At 71.6% G+C, this 16791-nt stretch carries 15 protein-coding genes; 6 read left to right on the forward strand and 9 right to left on the reverse strand.

The annotated features are described in order from the left end of the window. Positions 1–288, forward strand: a 288-nt coding sequence (locus tag AB0D74_RS46345) for an ATP-binding protein (RefSeq protein WP_362601137.1), incomplete at its 5' end; no start/stop codon positions are given. A 152-nt stretch (positions 289–440) separates the two neighbouring features. Here the strand turns inward: AB0D74_RS46345 and AB0D74_RS46350 are convergent. The 5 genes from AB0D74_RS46350 to AB0D74_RS46370 form a co-directional block, all read right to left on the reverse strand. Continuing rightward, on the reverse strand, positions 441–1859 hold the full coding sequence (locus tag AB0D74_RS46350) for an MATE family efflux transporter (RefSeq protein WP_362601140.1): 1419 nt from the start codon (positions 1857–1859) through the stop codon (positions 441–443). Continuing rightward, a complete protein-coding gene (locus AB0D74_RS46355) occupies positions 1859–2914 on the reverse strand; it encodes a cysteine synthase family protein (protein ID WP_362601304.1) in 1056 nt (351 codons plus the stop codon). Before AB0D74_RS46355 ends, AB0D74_RS46350 begins: the two co-directional genes overlap by 1 nt. 68 nt (positions 2915–2982) lie before the next feature. Then, positions 2983–4323: an alanine racemase gene (locus AB0D74_RS46360; RefSeq protein WP_362601144.1), complete on the reverse strand. Its 1341-nt coding sequence runs from the start codon at positions 4321–4323 to the stop codon at positions 2983–2985. After that, a complete protein-coding gene (locus AB0D74_RS46365; protein WP_362601147.1) occupies positions 4320–5378 on the reverse strand; it encodes an ornithine cyclodeaminase family protein in 1059 nt (352 codons plus the stop codon). Before AB0D74_RS46365 ends, AB0D74_RS46360 begins: the two co-directional genes overlap by 4 nt. Beyond that, a complete protein-coding gene (locus AB0D74_RS46370; protein ID WP_362601150.1) occupies positions 5375–6373 on the reverse strand; it encodes a TauD/TfdA family dioxygenase in 999 nt (332 codons plus the stop codon). Before AB0D74_RS46370 ends, AB0D74_RS46365 begins: the two co-directional genes overlap by 4 nt. A 285-nt stretch (positions 6374–6658) precedes the next feature. Here AB0D74_RS46370 and AB0D74_RS46375 point away from each other — a divergent pair, with 285 nt between their 5' ends. The 4 genes from AB0D74_RS46375 (at position 6659) to AB0D74_RS46390 (ending at position 11578) form a co-directional block, all read left to right on the forward strand. Continuing rightward, a complete protein-coding gene (locus AB0D74_RS46375; RefSeq protein ID WP_362601153.1) occupies positions 6659–8215 on the forward strand; it encodes an ABC transporter substrate-binding protein in 1557 nt (518 codons plus the stop codon). Positions 8216–8277: 62 nt separating this feature from the next. Beyond that, positions 8278–9207 (forward strand): ABC transporter permease, encoded by a 930-nt coding sequence (locus AB0D74_RS46380; protein ID WP_362601156.1) that lies wholly within the window; start codon positions 8278–8280, stop codon positions 9205–9207. Next, on the forward strand, positions 9204–10019 hold the full coding sequence (locus AB0D74_RS46385; RefSeq protein ID WP_362601159.1) for an ABC transporter permease subunit: 816 nt from the start codon (positions 9204–9206) through the stop codon (positions 10017–10019). The genes AB0D74_RS46380 and AB0D74_RS46385 overlap by 4 nt, the downstream gene beginning before the upstream one ends. Then, complete coding sequence (locus tag AB0D74_RS46390) at positions 10016–11578, forward strand: ATP-binding cassette domain-containing protein (RefSeq protein WP_362601162.1); 1563 nt, start codon at positions 10016–10018, stop codon at positions 11576–11578. The genes AB0D74_RS46385 and AB0D74_RS46390 overlap by 4 nt, the downstream gene beginning before the upstream one ends. Positions 11579–11604: 26 nt before the next feature. Here AB0D74_RS46390 and AB0D74_RS46395 read toward each other — a convergent pair whose 3' ends face one another. Further along, entirely contained in the window at positions 11605–12543 is a 939-nt protein-coding gene (locus tag AB0D74_RS46395) for a M48 family metalloprotease (protein WP_362601165.1), read from the reverse strand. Positions 12544–12806: 263 nt separating this feature from the next. Here AB0D74_RS46395 and AB0D74_RS46400 point away from each other — a divergent pair, with 263 nt between their 5' ends. Beyond that, complete coding sequence (locus AB0D74_RS46400; RefSeq protein WP_362601168.1) at positions 12807–13484, forward strand: response regulator transcription factor; 678 nt, start codon at positions 12807–12809, stop codon at positions 13482–13484. A 30-nt stretch (positions 13485–13514) separates the two neighbouring features. Here AB0D74_RS46400 and AB0D74_RS46405 read toward each other — a convergent pair whose 3' ends face one another. The 3 genes from AB0D74_RS46405 to AB0D74_RS46415 all read right to left on the reverse strand — a co-directional run bounded on the left by AB0D74_RS46405 (position 13515) and on the right by AB0D74_RS46415 (position 16601). Further along, complete coding sequence (locus AB0D74_RS46405; protein ID WP_362601171.1) at positions 13515–14120, reverse strand: hypothetical protein; 606 nt, start codon at positions 14118–14120, stop codon at positions 13515–13517. Positions 14121–14316: 196 nt separating this feature from the next. Then, on the reverse strand, positions 14317–15843 hold the full coding sequence (locus tag AB0D74_RS46410) for a HAMP domain-containing sensor histidine kinase (protein WP_362601174.1): 1527 nt from the start codon (positions 15841–15843) through the stop codon (positions 14317–14319). Beyond that, on the reverse strand, positions 15840–16601 hold the full coding sequence (locus tag AB0D74_RS46415) for a response regulator transcription factor (RefSeq protein WP_362601177.1): 762 nt from the start codon (positions 16599–16601) through the stop codon (positions 15840–15842). The genes AB0D74_RS46410 and AB0D74_RS46415 overlap by 4 nt, the downstream gene beginning before the upstream one ends. Between the last annotated feature and the right edge of the window lie 190 nt (positions 16602–16791).

Here is a 16791-nt window from a genome sequence, read left to right on the forward strand (position 1 = left end):
GCGGCGGCTTTCCGTGTCGTCCAGGAAGCCCTGACGAACGTGCGACGGCACGCGGGCGACGCCGCCGAGGTCACCGTCGGGCTGCGGCGGACCGGCGACTCCTTCGAGGTGACCGTGTCCGACGACGGGCACGGCCAGTCCCAGCTCCCGGACGCGGCACACGGCGGCGGGTTCGGCCTGGTCGGCCTCACGGAACGTGTCACCGCCCTCGGGGGCACGCTGGACGCGGGGCCGAGAACGGCGGGCGGCTGGACGGTACGGGCGCTGTTCCCCCTGGGGAAGGGCTGAAGGACCAGCGCGTGACCAGAGACGTCCACGGCTTGGCCATCCGGTTGATCGGTACCGAAGGAGCCCGGGAATGCCCGGGTCCCGGTACGAGTTCCGCGAGCCGGCACGGTGAGCTGCCGGCGCCCGCGGGCTGCCCACCGGGTGAATCCCCGCTACGACTGCGTGCTCACCGGCGCCGTCGGCGTCACCCCCGTCGGCAGGCCGGTCACGAGGCGCCGGAACCGGCGCAGCAGCAGGACGGCGGTGGCCGCCAGGCCGGTGAGGAGGCCGAGCCAGATGCCGAAGGTGTCGAGACCGGCCGCGAACCCGAGCAGGGCCGCGGCCGGAAGCCCGATGACCCAGTAGCCGACGAGGGTGACCCGGAAGCCGCCCTTGGTGTCGTCGAGTCCGCGCAGCAGACCGACCCCGATGTTCTGCGTGCAGTCGAAGAACTGGAGGACCGCGGCGACCAGGAGGAGTTTCACGGCCGTGTCCATGGCCCGGTCGTCGTGGGTGTCGAAGAAAGGCGCGAGGACGATACGCGGAATCGTCACGTAGACGACGGCCACGACCGCCATGACCCCGGCCGCGCAGGCCAGCGCGGTGGTTTTGAGGCGCTGGGCGGCGGCCGTGTTGCCGAGGGCCAGCTCGCGGCTGACCCCGAGGGACGCGGCGTGCGAGAGGCCGACCGCGATCTGGAAGACGATGTAGACGAGCTGGTTGACGGCGGTGTGCGCGGCCAGCGCCGCCGTGCCGAAGCTGCCGACCAGCAGCGCGACGACGGAGAAGAAGCCGGCCTCGGAGCCGTAGGTCGCGGCGATCGGGGCGCCGAGTCCGGCCAGCCTGCGCAGGGTCGCGGGCCGGGTCCGCCAGATGCGGAGGGAGAGCAACGGTGCCAGCCGGGGATCGCGGCGGGCGGAGGCGTACAGCGCCAGGAAGGACAGCGCGTACACGGAGGTCGTGGCCAGGCCGATGCCGGTCAGTCCCAGCTTCGGGAAGAACCAAGTGCCGTGGATGAAGAGCCAGTTGAGGCCCGCGTTGACCGCGATGGAGGCGATCGTGATGCGCAGCAGTGCCTGTGGCCGGCGCATGCCGACGGTGAACTGGCGGATCGCCTGGAACCACAGGCAGGGCAGCAGGCCCGGCGCCATCGCGTAGAGCACCGGCCTCGCCGTGCGGACGACGTCCGGATCCTGGCTCAGCCGGACCAGCGCGTGCCCGATCAGCACCATCAGGACCGCGCCCGCCACACCTGCGAGCGTGGCCAGCAGCAGGCTCGCGCGGACCAGGTCGCGGACGTCGTCCCGTTCGGTCCCGCCCGGCTCATCGCGCTCGCCCCGCTCGGCCCGTGCGTCGGCGGCGGCGACCTGGTTGCCGACCGCGGTGACCATGCCGACGCCCATGGTGCGCAGCTGGTTGAAGACGACCATGGCCAGCCCACCGGCCGCGAGGGCCTCGGTGCTGATCAGCCCCATCATCACGGTGTCGGTGGTGGTCAGGGCGACCTGGGCGAGCTGGGTGAGGGCGAGGGGCACGGCGAGCGCGGCCAGGGCTCGGGCATCGGCGCGGAGCAGGCTCGGGGCGAACCGCATCAGAGGTGTTCCCGCGGGATCTCGGTGGTGACAGGGCGGAGGGTGGTCAACAACTCGTCGATATCGCGCTCCACTTGGGCGTCGAGCAGACGGCGCGCGGTCATCCATTCGTCGTCGAAGACAGTGTCCATGTACTTCTCCCCGCCGTCGTTGACCAGGGCGACGGTCGTGGTTCCCGGCGGCTGCGCGGAGAGCCTGCGCAGTGCCTCGTAGACCACTCCGCCGGCCGAGCCGCCGACCAGCAGCCCGACCCTGCGGGCCACCACCCGTGCCGTGGCGAAGGCCTCGACGTCGCCGACCTTGACGCCCTCGTCGAGCAGGCCGTAGTCGACCATGGCGCCGATGGTGGCGCCCTCGGGGGTGCCGGTGCCGGACTGGTAGTAGTCGTGGGCCGGCGGTCCGAAGGCGATCGACCCCTTCGGCTCGACGCCGACGATCCGCACTCCGGGAACGGTCTCGCGCAGTACCCTCCCGGTGCCGAACAGCCCGCCGCCGGTGCCGACGGCGCCGATCAGCTCGTCGATCCGGCCGTCCAGGGCCTTGTCGATCTCCCGGGCCACGGGGTGGTAACCGACGCCGTTCGCCGGGTTGTTGTGCTGTTCGGTGAAATAGGCGTTGTCCGAGTCGGCGGCCATCTTCTCGGCGAGTTCCTCACGGGCGGCCGTCGCCAGTTCCTCGTCGCCCTCCTGCGCGACGTAGACGAGTTCCGCGCCGAGGGCCTTCATCGCACGGAGCTTGTCGGCAGCCGCGTGGTGGTCGACGACGGCGGTGAAGGTGTAGCCCCGCTCGGCAGCCACGACGGCCAGGCCCAGTCCGGTGTTGCCGGAGGTCGACTCGATGATCCGGCCGCCCGGGCGCAGCAGACCGCGCTCCTCGGCGTCCACGACCATCTGCCGGGCCATGCGGATCTTGGCCGTGCCGGTCGGATTGAACTGCTCCAGCTTCAGCAGCAGCCGACTGCCGCCTGTGGTGTGGCAGAGCTCGAACAGGGGGGTGGCTCCTATGAGTTCGGAGACCTGCCGGACGACGGGCGGCCGGTACAGGGGGTCGTACACGGAGGTGTGCAGGGGAGCGGGCATGGGGGTGGGCATGTGGGCCGGCATGGGGGGCTCCAGACGTGGGGTCAGGCGGGGCGGCGGTCGAGGTGCCAGCGGAAGCGGGCCGCCGCCGGCTCGACGACGACCTTGGGCGGCAGCGGCAGGTCGTGGAACGGCGACTCGTTGGAGTCCATCTGGTAGCCGGCGGTGTTCAGGTACACGAGCAGGTCTCCCACGGCCGGCGGCGCCGGAAAGGGGATCTTGCGCCAGGTCAGCAGGTCCGACTCCAGGCAGGTCGCGGCCCCTACGCAGGCCGGGTACGGTCCGGCGGGGGCGCCGAACTCGGCGCGGGAGGGAACGAGTACCGGGTCCGGCAGGAACTCGCTGTCGAACCACTGCTCGGACAGGCTCAGGCTGCTGCCGTCCACGGTCAGGATCGCGTAGCCGTCGCGCTCCTTGACCCCCTGCACCCGCAAGACGGTGAACCCGGCCTGGTCGAGCAGTGCCCGGCCGGGCTCGACCAGCAGCCGGACGTCCGCCGTCCGCAGCACCTCGGCCAGCGGGACGCTCTCGCCGGAGGGGACGGCGGCGAGGATCGCGCGCAGGGCGTCGGCGCCCGCCACGGGGGAGTGGTAGGGATAGAACCCGCCGAAGTGCTTCCCGGCGTGGAAGTGTTCGGGTCGGCTGCTCTCCTCGAACTCCCGCCAGTCCTCGGCGCCGACGTAGTCCACCGCGAAGCCGCCGCCGATACTGATGCTGTCGACGGGCAGCCCGAGCTCCTGTGTCCGCCGGCACAGCCGTACCAACGCCGCCGCCAGGTCGGCACGTTGACGGACGTCGTAGCCGGACAGATGGAAGCTGAAGCCCTCCAGCGACACCGCGGAGACGCCGATGCGGACCAGCGCCGAGGTGACCTCTCGCTCGTCGAGTCCGAACCGGCTGTGCGGCTGCTCGGGAGGCAGGACTCGGAGCAACGCCCGAGCCTTGCGGCCGAGTTCACGGGCCACCGCCTCCAGCCGGTCCAGCTCGTCCAGGGCGTCCACGGCGATCAGTGCGCCCTGGAGTACGGCCACCCGCAGCAGTTCGTCGGCCTTCGCCGGGCCGGTGACCATCAGGTCCTCGCCCCGGACCCCGGCGGCGAGCGCCTCGCGCAACTCGCCCCGGCTCGCCACGTCCACGCCCAGCCCGGCCACGGCCGCGCGCTCGGCGAACACGGCGGCCTTGTTGGCCTTCTTGGCGTAGTACACCCGCCCCTTGACACCTGTCTCGCCCAACACCTCGCGGAAAGCAGCCGCGTTGGCGTCGAAGGCGTTCGGCTGGAGCACGTGGTAGGGGCCGCCGAGGCCGTGGCCGAGTTCGTGCAGCAACGGGTCGGCCAGGAGTCCGCGTGTCTCGGGGCCGGTGTGCGCGGGGAGCCGTGCCGTCACTTCCACAAGGGCACCGCCGTCCCCAGCCCCTGCGCCAGGGCGAGTTGGGCGAACCGGTGGCCGAGCGCGATGTCGGTGACGACCAGACCGCTGTTGTACGCGAAGATGCTCTGCCCCGCGTCGGTGCGTCCGGACGCCCGTCCGGCCAGGACGTCGGGGAACTCGGCGTCGACGTCCGGCAGCCGTCCTTCGCCGTCCGCCATGTCCGTGCCGGTGACCCGCATCTGCGCGGCGCTGGTGGCGATGACCCGCCGGGCCCGGTGGAGGGTGGAGGGAGCGATGCCGTACCCGACCAGGACGCACAGGGCGGAGGGCTTCAGCCAGGCCGCCTCCACGCAGGCCGGGGTGTTCGGGCCCGCGGTCGCCAGCACGATGTCCGCCTTCTCGGCCGCCGCCCGCAGATCGGACACGACCTCCAACTCCCGGCCGGGGAAGTGCCGTTCCAGCTCCGCCCGGACGGCCGCGACACCGTCCGGATGGGTGCCGAAGAGCATCAGCCGCTCCAGCTCGGGCAGAGTCGTCAGCAGGAACGGCAGGGCCAGCCGTCCCTGGGTGCCGGTGCCGATGACCAGCGCGCTGCGGCTGCCGGGAGCCGCCAGTTCACGGGCGAGCAGCGCGGAGACGGCCGGGGTGCGCAGGGCACCCACCCGTCCGCAGTCCAGCATCGCGACCGGCAGCCCCGTCTCGTCGTCGTACAGGGTCAGTGTCGTGTAGTAGTGCTGACGGTCACGGTCCTCGTGCAGGCCGTACTTGTACGACGTCTTGACGGCGACCACGTTGCGCTCGCCGTCGCGGCCGAGCATGGCGTAGGCGACCGAATGGCCGTCGTCCGGCTTGACGGTCAGCTTGCGCGGGTTGTCGGAACGGCCCGCCGCCAGGGTGCGGTACGCCTGCTCCACCACGGACACCACGTCGGCGAGGGTGATGTCGATGCCGGCCACGTCGCCGGTGCTCAGGATGCGCAGGGTCTTGTCGTCGGGCGTCACGGAATCCCCCTCAGCACGGGCACGGGCACGGGCGCAGGCGCGGGTCGGTTCGGTCGGGACGGTGGTCATGCGTACGCCTCCACCGCGGCCTGCCCGTAGCCGTGTTCGTCCCGCTCGGCGGCCGGCCTGCCGGGGCGGTCGGGGACGCGGACCGAGGCGCGCTTGAGCCAGCGGTCGGTGCCGTCGTAACGGGCCCGGAAGGGCACCCGGCCGTGCACGACGAGGTCGTTGTCGACGACGAGGACGTCGCCGGGCTCCAGGCTCACGGCCACGGAGACCCTGCTGAGCTCCTCCGTCAGCCGGGCGTAGGCCGCACGGTGCTCCGCGGTCCCCTGGTCGAGAGGGGTGTAGGCGGGGTCGTAGCGCAGGGTGAGGCCGTCCGGTGCGTGCCAGAGGGTGGGTACGGCGGGCGGGGTGCCGGTGTGGGACTGGGCCTCGGCGTAGGCGTCGTCGGGGAGGATCGGCAGGGCCGGCTCGCTGAGCAGCGCGATGTCGGCCGCGTCGAGCCGGACCTTGCGGACGGAGGCGGCGGTGGTGGCCACGGCGTCGTGGTTGCGCAGGCAGCCGAGGACCAGCAGATGGGCGCGGCCGGGGTGGAAGGCGTCCTCGGTGTGCGGGCTGAGCAGCACGGTGCTGCTGGCTCCGGTCTGCTCGGCCTCGTGCCCGGGGGAGGGCACGATGTTGTGCACGAACCGGCCGTCCTGCTGGCCCTCCCAGGCGATCGGCGTGCCCATCACGGTGGAGAGCAGCAGGAGGACGACGTCGTACAGCGCCCCGGCGCGTCCGGCGCTGGACCAGTGGCGCGGTGTGGGGCCGATGGCCTCGTCGTCGACGGGGATGCCACGGAGGACGAAGAGGCCGGCCGCGGTGTCCACGGGGCGGCAGGCATGGCGGACGTCGGCGCTCAACGAGGCGGCGGCGACCGGCACCTGGCGTATGAGCCGCGACCAGTCGAGGTCGTCCTCGCGGGGTCCGGCGGAGGAGAGAAGGGTGTGGGCCGCCTCGGTCAGTTCGTGTACGGCGTGCGGCTCCAGCTGGCGCACAGGCGTGACTGCCGTGGGCATGGTCGACCATCCGTTCTTGGGGGGTGCGCGTGCGGGTGCGCGGCGTGGTGATCGGGGGAGGCCGGGCAACAGGGCGTTGGCGGTGGATCGTCTGTGACGGGACGGGAGGTCCACGTGTTGCGTTCCAGTGACGCGCCGGGCCGGCTCGGCTCAGGTAAGCCACACCTAAGTTAGAGCGTTCACGCCGTGTGCGCTGTACTCCACTTGGAGTATTGCTCCGGCTTCGATTTTTAGGATAGGCAAACCTAAGTAATTGGTTTGCCGCTTCTGAAAGTCGAGGACGACGTGGATGTGACGAGACGCCAACTGCTCTGGGCCGGCGGCGCTTTGGGGGCAACTGCCCTGCTGGCGGCCTGCGGCGACGGCGGCGACGCCAAGTCGACCGGGGCCACCGGCGGTGCGAGCGCGAAGCCCCGCAAGGGCGGCACCCTGAGGGTCGGGGCCCTCGGTCGCGCGAGCGCCATCACCCGCGACCCGCACGGCACCCAGGCCAACGAGAGCGACTACCTGATCATCAGCCTCGTATACGACACGCTCGCCGTGCCCGGCGGCAAGCCCAACACCGTGCCCCGGCTGGCCGCGAGCTGGAAGGCGTCCGAGGACCTGAAGACCTGGCGGTTCACCCTGGCCAAGGGCGCCACGTTCCACGACGGGTCCCCGGTCACCGCTGCCGACGTCGTCTTCTCCCTCAAGCGGCTGCGCGCCACCCCGTCCGGTGCCTCCCGGCTGCCGGGCATCCAGGCCGCCAACATCACCGCCGAGGGCGACGACACCGTCGTCCTGGTCTCCGACTACGCCAACGCCGAACTGCCCCTGCTCACCCGCCTGACCACCTTCGTCGTCCCCGACGGCACCACCGACAAGGACATCGCCAAGGCGCCCGGCACCGGCCCGTTCAAGCTCGACTGGTTCCGCGGCGGCAACGCCCGCCTCGTCCGCAACGACGACTGGTACGGCGGGGACGTCCACCTCGACGCCATCGAGGTGAAGATCTTCGAGGGCCCTCAGGCCATGGCCAACGCCCTGCTCGCGGGCCAGATCGACCTCGCCTCCAACGCCGGCGCCGTCGCGGCCCGCACCGCCGAGACGCGCAGCGACATCCAGCGGGTCCGCCGCCCCAACGACATGGCCATGCCCATCGTGATGCGGACGGCCGACGGGCCGTTCGCCGACCCCAAGGTGCGCGAGGCGCTGCGCCTGGCCGTCGACCGCAAGGCCATGGTCGAACAGGTGCTGTCCGGCTACGGGAGCGTCGCCAACGACATCCTCGGCACCGGCGACCCCGCCTACGCCCAGAGCATCCCGCAGCGCACCCGCGACCTGGCCAAGGCCAAGCAGCTCCTGAAGGAAGCCGGGTTCGACACCTCCAGGACCTACGAGATCCTCACCACCGAGGACATCGCCGGGCTCGCCGAGTCGGCCACCCTGTTCGCCACCCAGGTCCGCGAGGCCGGCGTCAAGGTGAAGGTGGTCAAGCAGGAGTCCGCGGTCTTCTGGGACAGGACCTGGCTCAAGGGCGACCTCTACACCACCTACTGGGGCACCAACGACTCGGTGGTCTTCTTCGCCAGCAAGACGATGGTCTCCGACAGCGGCCAGAACGAGGCCGGCTGGAAGGACACCGCCTTCGACGCGGCGTACGAGAAGGCCATCGGCACCGCCGGCGCCGCCGAACGCACCGCCCGGCTGGGGGACATGCAGCAGATCGAGTACGACAGCTCCGGCTATCTCCTGTGGGGCATGGCGGACGGCGTGGACCTCGCCGCCACGAAGGTCCGCGGGCTTCCCACGCTGCCCGGCTACGGGCGCGTCCAGCTGGAGAAGGCGTGGCTGGCCAGTTGAGCACGGAAACCGGGGCGCTGCCTGCGACGGCGGCGCCAAGGGGCGGACAGGCGTGGGCCGTTGTGGCCCGCGTCGGTCTCGTCCTGCTCAGAAGAGCCCTGCTGCTGGCAGCGTTGCTCGCCGTGGTCTTCGCCGGGGTGGAACTGCTGCCCGGCGACGCGGCGAGCGCCACCTCGGAACGCGGCGAGAGCGCCGCGGACCTGGCCGCGCGCCGCCATGAACTCGGCCTGGACAGACCGGTCCTGGAACGCTTCTGGGACTGGATGTCCGGCCTGCCCACCGGCGACCTCGGCACCTCCGCCCACGGCCAACCGGTCACCGGCCTGCTCACCACCGCGTTCCCCAACACCCTGGTGCTCAGCGGCACCGCCCTGCTGCTGACCGCCGTGCTGTCGGTGACGCTCGCTTCCTGGGCGGCGCTGCGGCCCGAAGGACTCCTCGACCGGACCGTCACCAACCTCTCGACCGCGGTCTTCGCCGTCCCGGAGTTCGTGGTCGCCGTCGGCCTCGTCCTGGTGCTGTCCCTGTGGACCGGCTGGCTGCCCGCCGTCACCCTCACCGGCAGCGACGGCACCCCCGCCTCCTGGACCATGCTGATCCTCCCCACCCTGGCCCTGACCGTCCCGCAGACCGGCTGGAACACGCGCATCGCCCGCGCCGCCCTCGCCGACGAGGCCCGCGCGCCCTACGTCGAGGCCGCCGTCCTGGACGGCCTCCCACCGGGCCGCGTGCTCCTGCGCCACGTCCTGCCCGGAGCCCTCCCGACCATCGCCACCGGCATTGCCACCTCCTCGGGAGTGCTCCTGGGCGGGGCGGTCGCCGTGGAGACCGTCTTCAACTACCCGGGGATCGGCGTGGTCCTGTCCTCCGCGGTCGCCGACCGGGACACCCCGGTGATCGCCGGTGTGACGGCACTGGCCGGCGCGGCGATCACCGTGGTCCTGCTGGGCGCGGACCTCGTCCGCGACCGGCTGACGGCAGGTGGCCGATGAGCGCCCCGACCCGCGCGGTCCTGCTGCGGGTGACACCGGCCGTCCTGCTCGTCCTGCTGGCGCTCGCTGGCCCCTGGCTCACCCCGCACGCCGTCGACGAGCCCGTCACCATGCCGTTCGCCGCACCCGGCCACGGGGCGCCGCTGGGCGGCGACCAACTCGGCCGCGACGTCCTCAGCAGACTGCTCGCGGGCGGCCGTGAACTCGTCCTGTCCGCCCTGCTCATCGCCGTGGTGGTGACCGCGTCGGCCGCGGTGGTCGGCACGATCGGAGCCCTGCGGCCCGCCGTGGGCCGCCTGGTGGAACGCGCCGCCGACCTGCTGATCCTCCTGCCCGCCGTCCTCGGCGTCCTGCTGGTCGCCCTCTCCTGGCCCGGCGGCGGACGGCTCGCCGTGATCCTGGCCGCGGTCGTCCTGGGGTTCCCGTACGCCGTCCGGCTCACCGCCAACGCGGCGGCGCCCGTGGCCGCGTCCGGCTATGTGGAGGCGGCCTCCGCCGGCGGGGAACGCCTCTGGTTCCTCGTGGTCCGCGAAGTGCTGCCCAACCTGCGGGCCACCCTGCTCGCCCTCCTCGGGCTGCGCTTCGTGGAGGCGGTCTACGTCGTCTCCATGGCCGGATTCCTCCAGGTCGGGCCCCAACCTCCCGCCGCCGACTGGGCGTTGATGATCCGGGAGAACTCCTCGGGCATCCTGCTCAACCCCTGGGCCGTCATCGCCCCGAGCGTGGCCGTGGGCCTGCTGGCACTGAGCGTCAATCTCGCGGCGGCCACCCTGGCCCCGGGAACCGGCCGAAAGGCGGCAACGCTGCTGTGAGTCACCCCACCCGGAACACGGACAGCGAGGAACCCGTCGCCACGACGCGCGAGGAGGAACCCGTCGCCACGACGCGCGATTTCGGCGTCGTGGCGACGGACGGGCGACACCTCCTGGCGGCGACCTCGCTCAGCCTGCGGCCCGGGCGCATCGTCGCCGTCACGGGCCCCTCGGGAGCGGGGAAGACCACCTTGCTGCGGGCCTTCCTCGGCCACCTGCCCCACGACACGACCCGCTCGGGCGGCACGGTCGAGGTGCTCGGACACGACATGTTCGCGGCCGACGACACCGCTCGCCGTGCGATCCGCAGCGGCGAGATCGCCTACGTGGGACAGGACCCCGCCTCGCTGCTGAATCCACGGCTGCGGATCCGCACGCTCCTGTCCGAGCTGAGCGCGGACCGGACCTCCGACGCCGTCGGCGAACTCCTGGACGCCGTCCGGCTGCCCGCTGACCGGGACTTCATGGCCCGCAGGCCAGGACAGCTCTCGGGCGGCCAGCTGCGCCGCGTCGCACTCGCCCGCGCCCTCTCGAAACGGCCCCGGCTCCTCCTGCTCGACGAACCCACGGCGGGCCTGGACCCGGTGCTCCGCGAGGAGATCACCGAGCTGCTGCGCACCCTCACCGGCGAACGGCGGCTCGCCCTGGCCTTCTCCTCCCACGACCCGGACGTCGTGGCGAGGCTGGCGGACGACGCCGTACACCTGACCGCCGACGGGGCTCGCCACTCACGGGCGTTGCGTCCTCGGGGCGAGCGCGCCGTCCCGCCGCATACGGCCGCGACCGCTCGGGCCGTCCTCGATGTCCGGGATCTCAGCGTGCCGTTCTCGGACCGAGGGACCGGCGGCCGGCTGGGGCTGGGGCTGACCGACGTTCGGCTGTCCGTGGCCGAAGGCTCGGTCGCGGCCGTCGTCGGCGCCTCCGGATCCGGCAAGACCACGCTCGCCCGCACTCTGGTCGGCCTGCGGAAACGCCGGTCGGGCACCGTACGGCTGGACGGCGTGGAGCTTCCCGCCACCGTCCGGCGCCGCAGCCGGGAACAGCGGCGCCGGATCCAACTCGTCACCCAGGACCCCCTTGGCGCGCTCAATCCCAGCCGTACGGTCGGCTCGTCCGTGGCCAGGCCCCTGTGTATCCACAAGAGAGCGGGAGCCGCCACCGCCGACGGCTCGGTGCGGGAGCTGCTGGAACGCGTCGGGCTCCCGGGGGACTTCGCGGGGCGCTACCCGCACGAGCTGTCCGGCGGCCAGCGCCAACGGGTGGCGATCGCGCGGGCGTTGGCGGCCGAGCCGGACATCCTCGTCTGCGACGAGATCACTTCCGCGCTCGACCCGGCCACGGGAGACGCCGTGATGGATCTGCTGGACGCGCTGCGTCGGGAGCGCTCCCTGACCCTCGTGGTCATCAGCCACGACCTCGCACTGGTCCGGGAGCGCACCGACACGGTCACGGTTCTCGCCTCCGGCCGCATCGTGGAGTCCGGTTCCACCGCGGATGTCTTCGCCGCTCCGCAGCACACGGCGACGCGGGAGCTGCTCTCGGACCTCGCGTCCACCTGAACGGTCCGTGCCCACGGTGCGGGTGGTCAGCGGGGTATGACTCCCTGGGCCTCACCGACTTCGTGCCGAAGGTGGAGCACGCCCGCCACCGTCGTGCTCGCCGACAGCGCGACGACCAGAGCCATGACGACTGCGAGCAGGCGGGAGGCTCGGGCGGCTGTCGGCGCCGAAGGCTTCAGGAGTGTGGCGACGCGGTGTGACACGGGCTCGGTCGCGGCGCCGAGCGTCAGATAGGGCCGTGTCGTGGGGCCGGCGTCATGACCGGCCAAGGCGGCCCGGGCCACGGCGACGGCCACCAGCCTGCGGTCCCCGACCACCCGGGCCGCCGCCTCGTCGGCCGCGAGTTCCGCGGCGAGCCGGATCCCGGCGCGGACCCGGTGCAGCGCCGGATGGCAATGCGCCGAGATTTCCGCAATGGCGAGAAAATAGTGATGCCGTCCGGAATTATGCGCTCGCTCATGGGCGAAGAGAGCCTCCCGTTCGGCCGCTCGCAGACTGCGCAGCATTCCCGCCGTCACGACGATCCGGTCGACGCGTCCCGGCAGCGCGTACGCATCGGCCCGTGGCGAGTCGATGATGCAGAGATCCCCGACGACGGGAAGTCCGGCGACCTTTCGCCGGGTCGCCCGCAGCGTACGGCCGTGGCGCACCGCCGAATAGCCGAAGCGCACCCCGCCGATGGCGAGGGCGCAGGCTGCCAGGACGGCCATTCCGGCCATGAGATGTGCCGAAGGCGTGCACAGATGGCTGACGAAGTGATGGAGATGGGCGAAGGCCGGCAGCAGATAGAGACCGGTCAGCACCAGAGCACCGAGGGAGACGGCACAGGCCAGGGCGAGAACCGCCGAACTGACCGTGAGAATCCACAAAGCGGCGACCGGCCGGGCCCGGGCCAGAACACGATCCGTCACCAGGCCCAACAGGAACGGCAGTGCAAGCGGCACGAGAAAGATCGGAGTCAGCAACAGTCGTCCCGGAGTGGAGCAGGATCTCGTACCCGCGCTTGCGCCGCCAGGCCGGAAGACGAGCCTTCCTCGGCAATCACCTATGCACTCACCCCAGTTGTCGACTACAGTGTTGTAGACGGTTTACAGACTTGTAGACGGATTCATTGCTCTTTCCGAGGGAGGTGGCACCGGACGTGCCCTCGGTCTGTCAACTCCACAGGTCAAGGCGGCATGCGCTCCCCGGTCGCACGCTCTTCTTCGAATGCTCGGCGAGGATGTGAATGGTGCTGCGTGTACTGCTGGCCGGCGGGCCGACCTCCGTACACTCCCGTATCGGTGAACTGTTTGAAAGCGCGCCGGACATCCAGATCGTCGCAGCGGTCGAAAGCGGTGTGGAGAGCGTTCGGTTGGTTCATGACCTGCATCCGGATGTCGTCCTCATTTATGCCCTCAGTGAGGGGATGGACGGAATCGAGATTGCTCGCCAGATCGTGGGCAGTGGTGAACTGTCCGATGTGCACACGCTGATGCTGGCCGACTCGGCCGCGGACGACTCCGTGCTGGGAGCCCTCAATTCCGGAGTCCGCGGATTCCTGGAACGGGACGCGCAGTCGGAAACCCTGGTCGAGGCCACAAGGGCGGTGGCGCGCGGTGAGGCCCATCTGTCTCCTGCCGCAACGCGATGCGTCCTCGACAAACTGTTTCCCTTCATGCTGTCCGGCTCCGGTGACGACATCGCGCAGTTGTGGGGCGAACTCACTCCCAGGGAGCGCGAAGTCGTCTCGCTTGCGGCGCTGGGGCTGGACAACAAGGCCATTTCCAGCCGGTTGATCGTCTCGCACTTCACGGTGAAAACGCACATCACGCGTGCCATGGCGAAACTCAATGTGAGAAGTCGTGCCCAGTTGGTGGCCGAGGTGCATCGAAGTGGGCTCGTCGGTAAGAGGGACGGGGGGTGAGGAAAGCGATGTCGCCGGCTTCCGGCGGACCTACTGGTCGTCACGTCGGACGAGCCGGAAACTCGTCCCGGTCTTCGCTTCGCCCGGCCGCCGGGGTCTGCGGGAGTTCGGCACGAAGTGCGCGGGTCTGTGCGGACGCGCGCGACGGGCCGAGTCCGCCAGTGCGACAAGTGCGGGCGAGCTCTTCTTGAGCTGACGGAACCGGTGCGCCGTGAATCCCGCGAGTTCGGCCGCGGTCCGCCACGCCGTTCCGGAGCTGAGGGCCACCAGCATGACGCGGATCGCCGCCGGTGTCGGGTTGTCGTCCTGGCGAAGCCCGTGGGCGGTGGCCAGCGCTGCCGCCGTCTCGACGGCGGCCGAGAAATCCCGGTCGTTCGCCAGCCAGTTGTCCAGCACGTGTTCTGGGACACCTGCCCACACGGCGGCTGCGGCCGGCCCGAGTCCCTGTGCCGTGGCCTGCAGGACGTCCGCCATCCGAGCGATACGGTCGTCACGCTCGCGCGGCACTCCGCCCAGCGGTGCCTGGAGCGCCTGCTCGACCTCCAGTCGGCTGGTCAGCCACTGCACCACTCGGTCGGGCCGGAACGAGGCCTCCTCGGTGGCCTGGTCGACCGGCCTCTTGGAGTCGTACATCATCTCCTCCGTCCGCGCCCGCTCGGCAGGGGGCGGGAGCCTCGGTTGCGTGCAGCCGTCAGCGGTGTCATGGCTTCGGAGTGACCGGCGTTCCCCGGCGGCGGACGGCGCGTGAGGTGCCGCCGGTCGTGGGGCGAGCTGTTGCCGGTGCGGCTTCCGCGGAGTCTACATGCATGTAGACGAATAAGGAAGGCTACCCTTACTTGTGTGGCTGCCGCTGGTGAGCCGCGCCGCGGACGGCCTCGGGTCCGCCTGTCCGGGTCTGGCCACGCGGGGGCGTGGTGTGGTGATGCCGACGGTCCGAAGGGGTGGCCGGTCGTTCCCGGTGCGGGGGGTTCTCGGCGCGCCGGAGGCGGACGACGGCGTCGAGTCCGCCGCCGGGGGCCGCCTCCAGCGTGACCTCGCCGCCGCCGGCGTGGGCGAGTTGCCGGACCATCGGCAGGCCCAGGCCCGTGCCGTCGTGGTCGGCGTCGGTGGCCCGCCAGAACCGTTCGAAGGCCCGGACGCGGTCCGCCTCGGCCATGCCGGGACCCTGGTCGATCACATGCAGCTCGGCCGTCGGCGGTGTGCGACCGCCGTCCCGCCGGGGCGTGACGGTCGCCAGCCTGACGGCCGTACCCGGCGGGGAGACGCGCAGCGCGTTGGAGAGCAGGTTGTCGATGATCTGTTCCAGGGCTCCGGGGACCGCCCACACCTGGGCACCGGTGGCCACGGCGACGTCGATGCCGACGTGCTGTTCGTCCGCGAAGGCCGCCCAGACGGCCGCGCGTTCGGCGACGACGGTGTCGAGTCCGACCGCCACCGGTCTGGTCGCGGAGGCCTCCAGCCGGGCGAGCGCGAGCAGCCCCTGGACCACCCGGCTGAGCCGTTCGGTCTCCCCAAGTGCCTTGTCGAGGCTGTCCTGGGCGCAGGGGGCGAGGTGCGGCTCGAAGTTCTCCAGGCGCAGCCGCAGCGCCGTCAGGGGCGTCTTCAGCTGGTGCGACACCTCGGAGGAGAACGCCTGTTGCGCCTGGAGCAGGTGCTGGAGCCGGGTCGCGGTACTGGTGAACGACGCGGTCAGCCGGCGCAGTTCCGGCGGCCCGTGGCCGGTGGCCGGAGGGTCGGTGATCCGGCCCTCGGCGAGTTGCGCGGTGGCGCGTTCCAGGGCCTGGACGGGACGGGTGATCGAGCGGGCCAGAGCGAAGCCGATCAGGGACACGAGGGCGAGGACGCCCAGCCCGACGCCGCCGAGGATCATCCAGACCGTGTGGACCCTTGCCCGGAGCGGGCCCAGCGCGTACACGGTCCGCACGACACAGGGAACGGTGGCGTCGGAGCCACCCGGAACGGTGACGAAGAGGAGCTCCGGGCCCTGGCCCGAGGCTCCGCCGGTGACGACGGCGGGGCGACCGCGCAGCGCGCTGGAGATGTCAGGCTCCGCGGACACGTCGTCGCCCGCCCTGGCACGGGCGGCGGTGTCGATCAGGACGGTGCCCGTGTGCCCGGTGACGAGCACGCTGCTGTGGGTCCGCCGCCCGTAGGCCCGGGCCACGTCCGGGAGGTCGGCCGACAGACCGTGCTCCATCTTCTCCTCGCAGACCGCAGCGAGCGTCATCGCGCTCTGCTGGGCCGCATGGGCGAAGCGCGACAGCTCGCTGCGTCCGTAGAAGACGCCGAACGGCACTTCGAGCGCGAGCAGGACGAGCAGTATGAGACCGAGGTGGCTGAGCAGGAGGCGGCGCGTCACCTGAGCCCTCCGCCGAGCGGCGGCCGGCCGGCGGACGCGGGGTCGGCATGGGCGGGGAGCACCAGGCGGAAACCGATGCCGCGGATGTTCTCGATCCAGGAGGAGTCACCGAGCTTGCGGCGCAGCGCGGCGATGTGGACGTCCAGGGTCTTGGTGGGGCCGAAGTAGTTCGGTTCCCACGCCGTGTCGAGGATCTGCCGGCGGGTGCAGACGGCTCCGGGGTCTTCCGCGAGGCAGGTGAGCAGGTCGAACTCCTTGGGGGCGAGGGCGACGGGCGACTCGCGCAGACGCACCTGCCGGGTACGCCGGTCGATGGTCAGCGGCCCGATCCGCTGGACGTCGGGAGCGCCGCGTGGTGCCGGGCCGTCCGAGGGGCACGGTTCCGCGCGGCCGGTGTCGGGTGCGACGGGCCGGGCGCGGCGGGTGACGGCCCGGATCCGGGCGACGAGTTCGCGCACACCGAACGGCTTGGAGACGTAGTCGTCCGCGCCCAGCTCCAGGCCGAGCACCCGGTCCACCTCGTCGTCCCTGGCCGTGATCATGATGATCGGGACCGCGGAACGGGCGCGCAGCGCACGGCAGACGTCGATCCCGTCCATGTCGGGCAGCCCCAGGTCCAGCAGCACCATCTGTGCCTCGGGGGCGGCGAGGCCGTCGGCTCCGGTTCCGGCGTGTTCCACGGTGAATCCGAAACGGCGCAACCCCTCCGCCAACGGTCCGGCCACCCCGTCGTCGTCCTCGATCAGCAAGACACGCATGGCGAAAGGCTCACAGACGCCGGCCGGAGCGTGCGGCGCAAACGCCGTAAGCTCCCCCGACCCGGTGATCCTCGACCTCCCCGTCAACCTCGTTCACCACGAATGGCGTAACCGCCGGCACGCGGTGAGACAGCGACATCCAGGCGATGCACAGCGTGGATCAAGGAAAGAGCCAGGGCCTTCGAACGCG

This window comes from Streptomyces sp. NPDC048278, assembly GCF_040652195.1.
GTDB lineage: Bacteria > Actinomycetota > Actinomycetes > Streptomycetales > Streptomycetaceae > Streptomyces.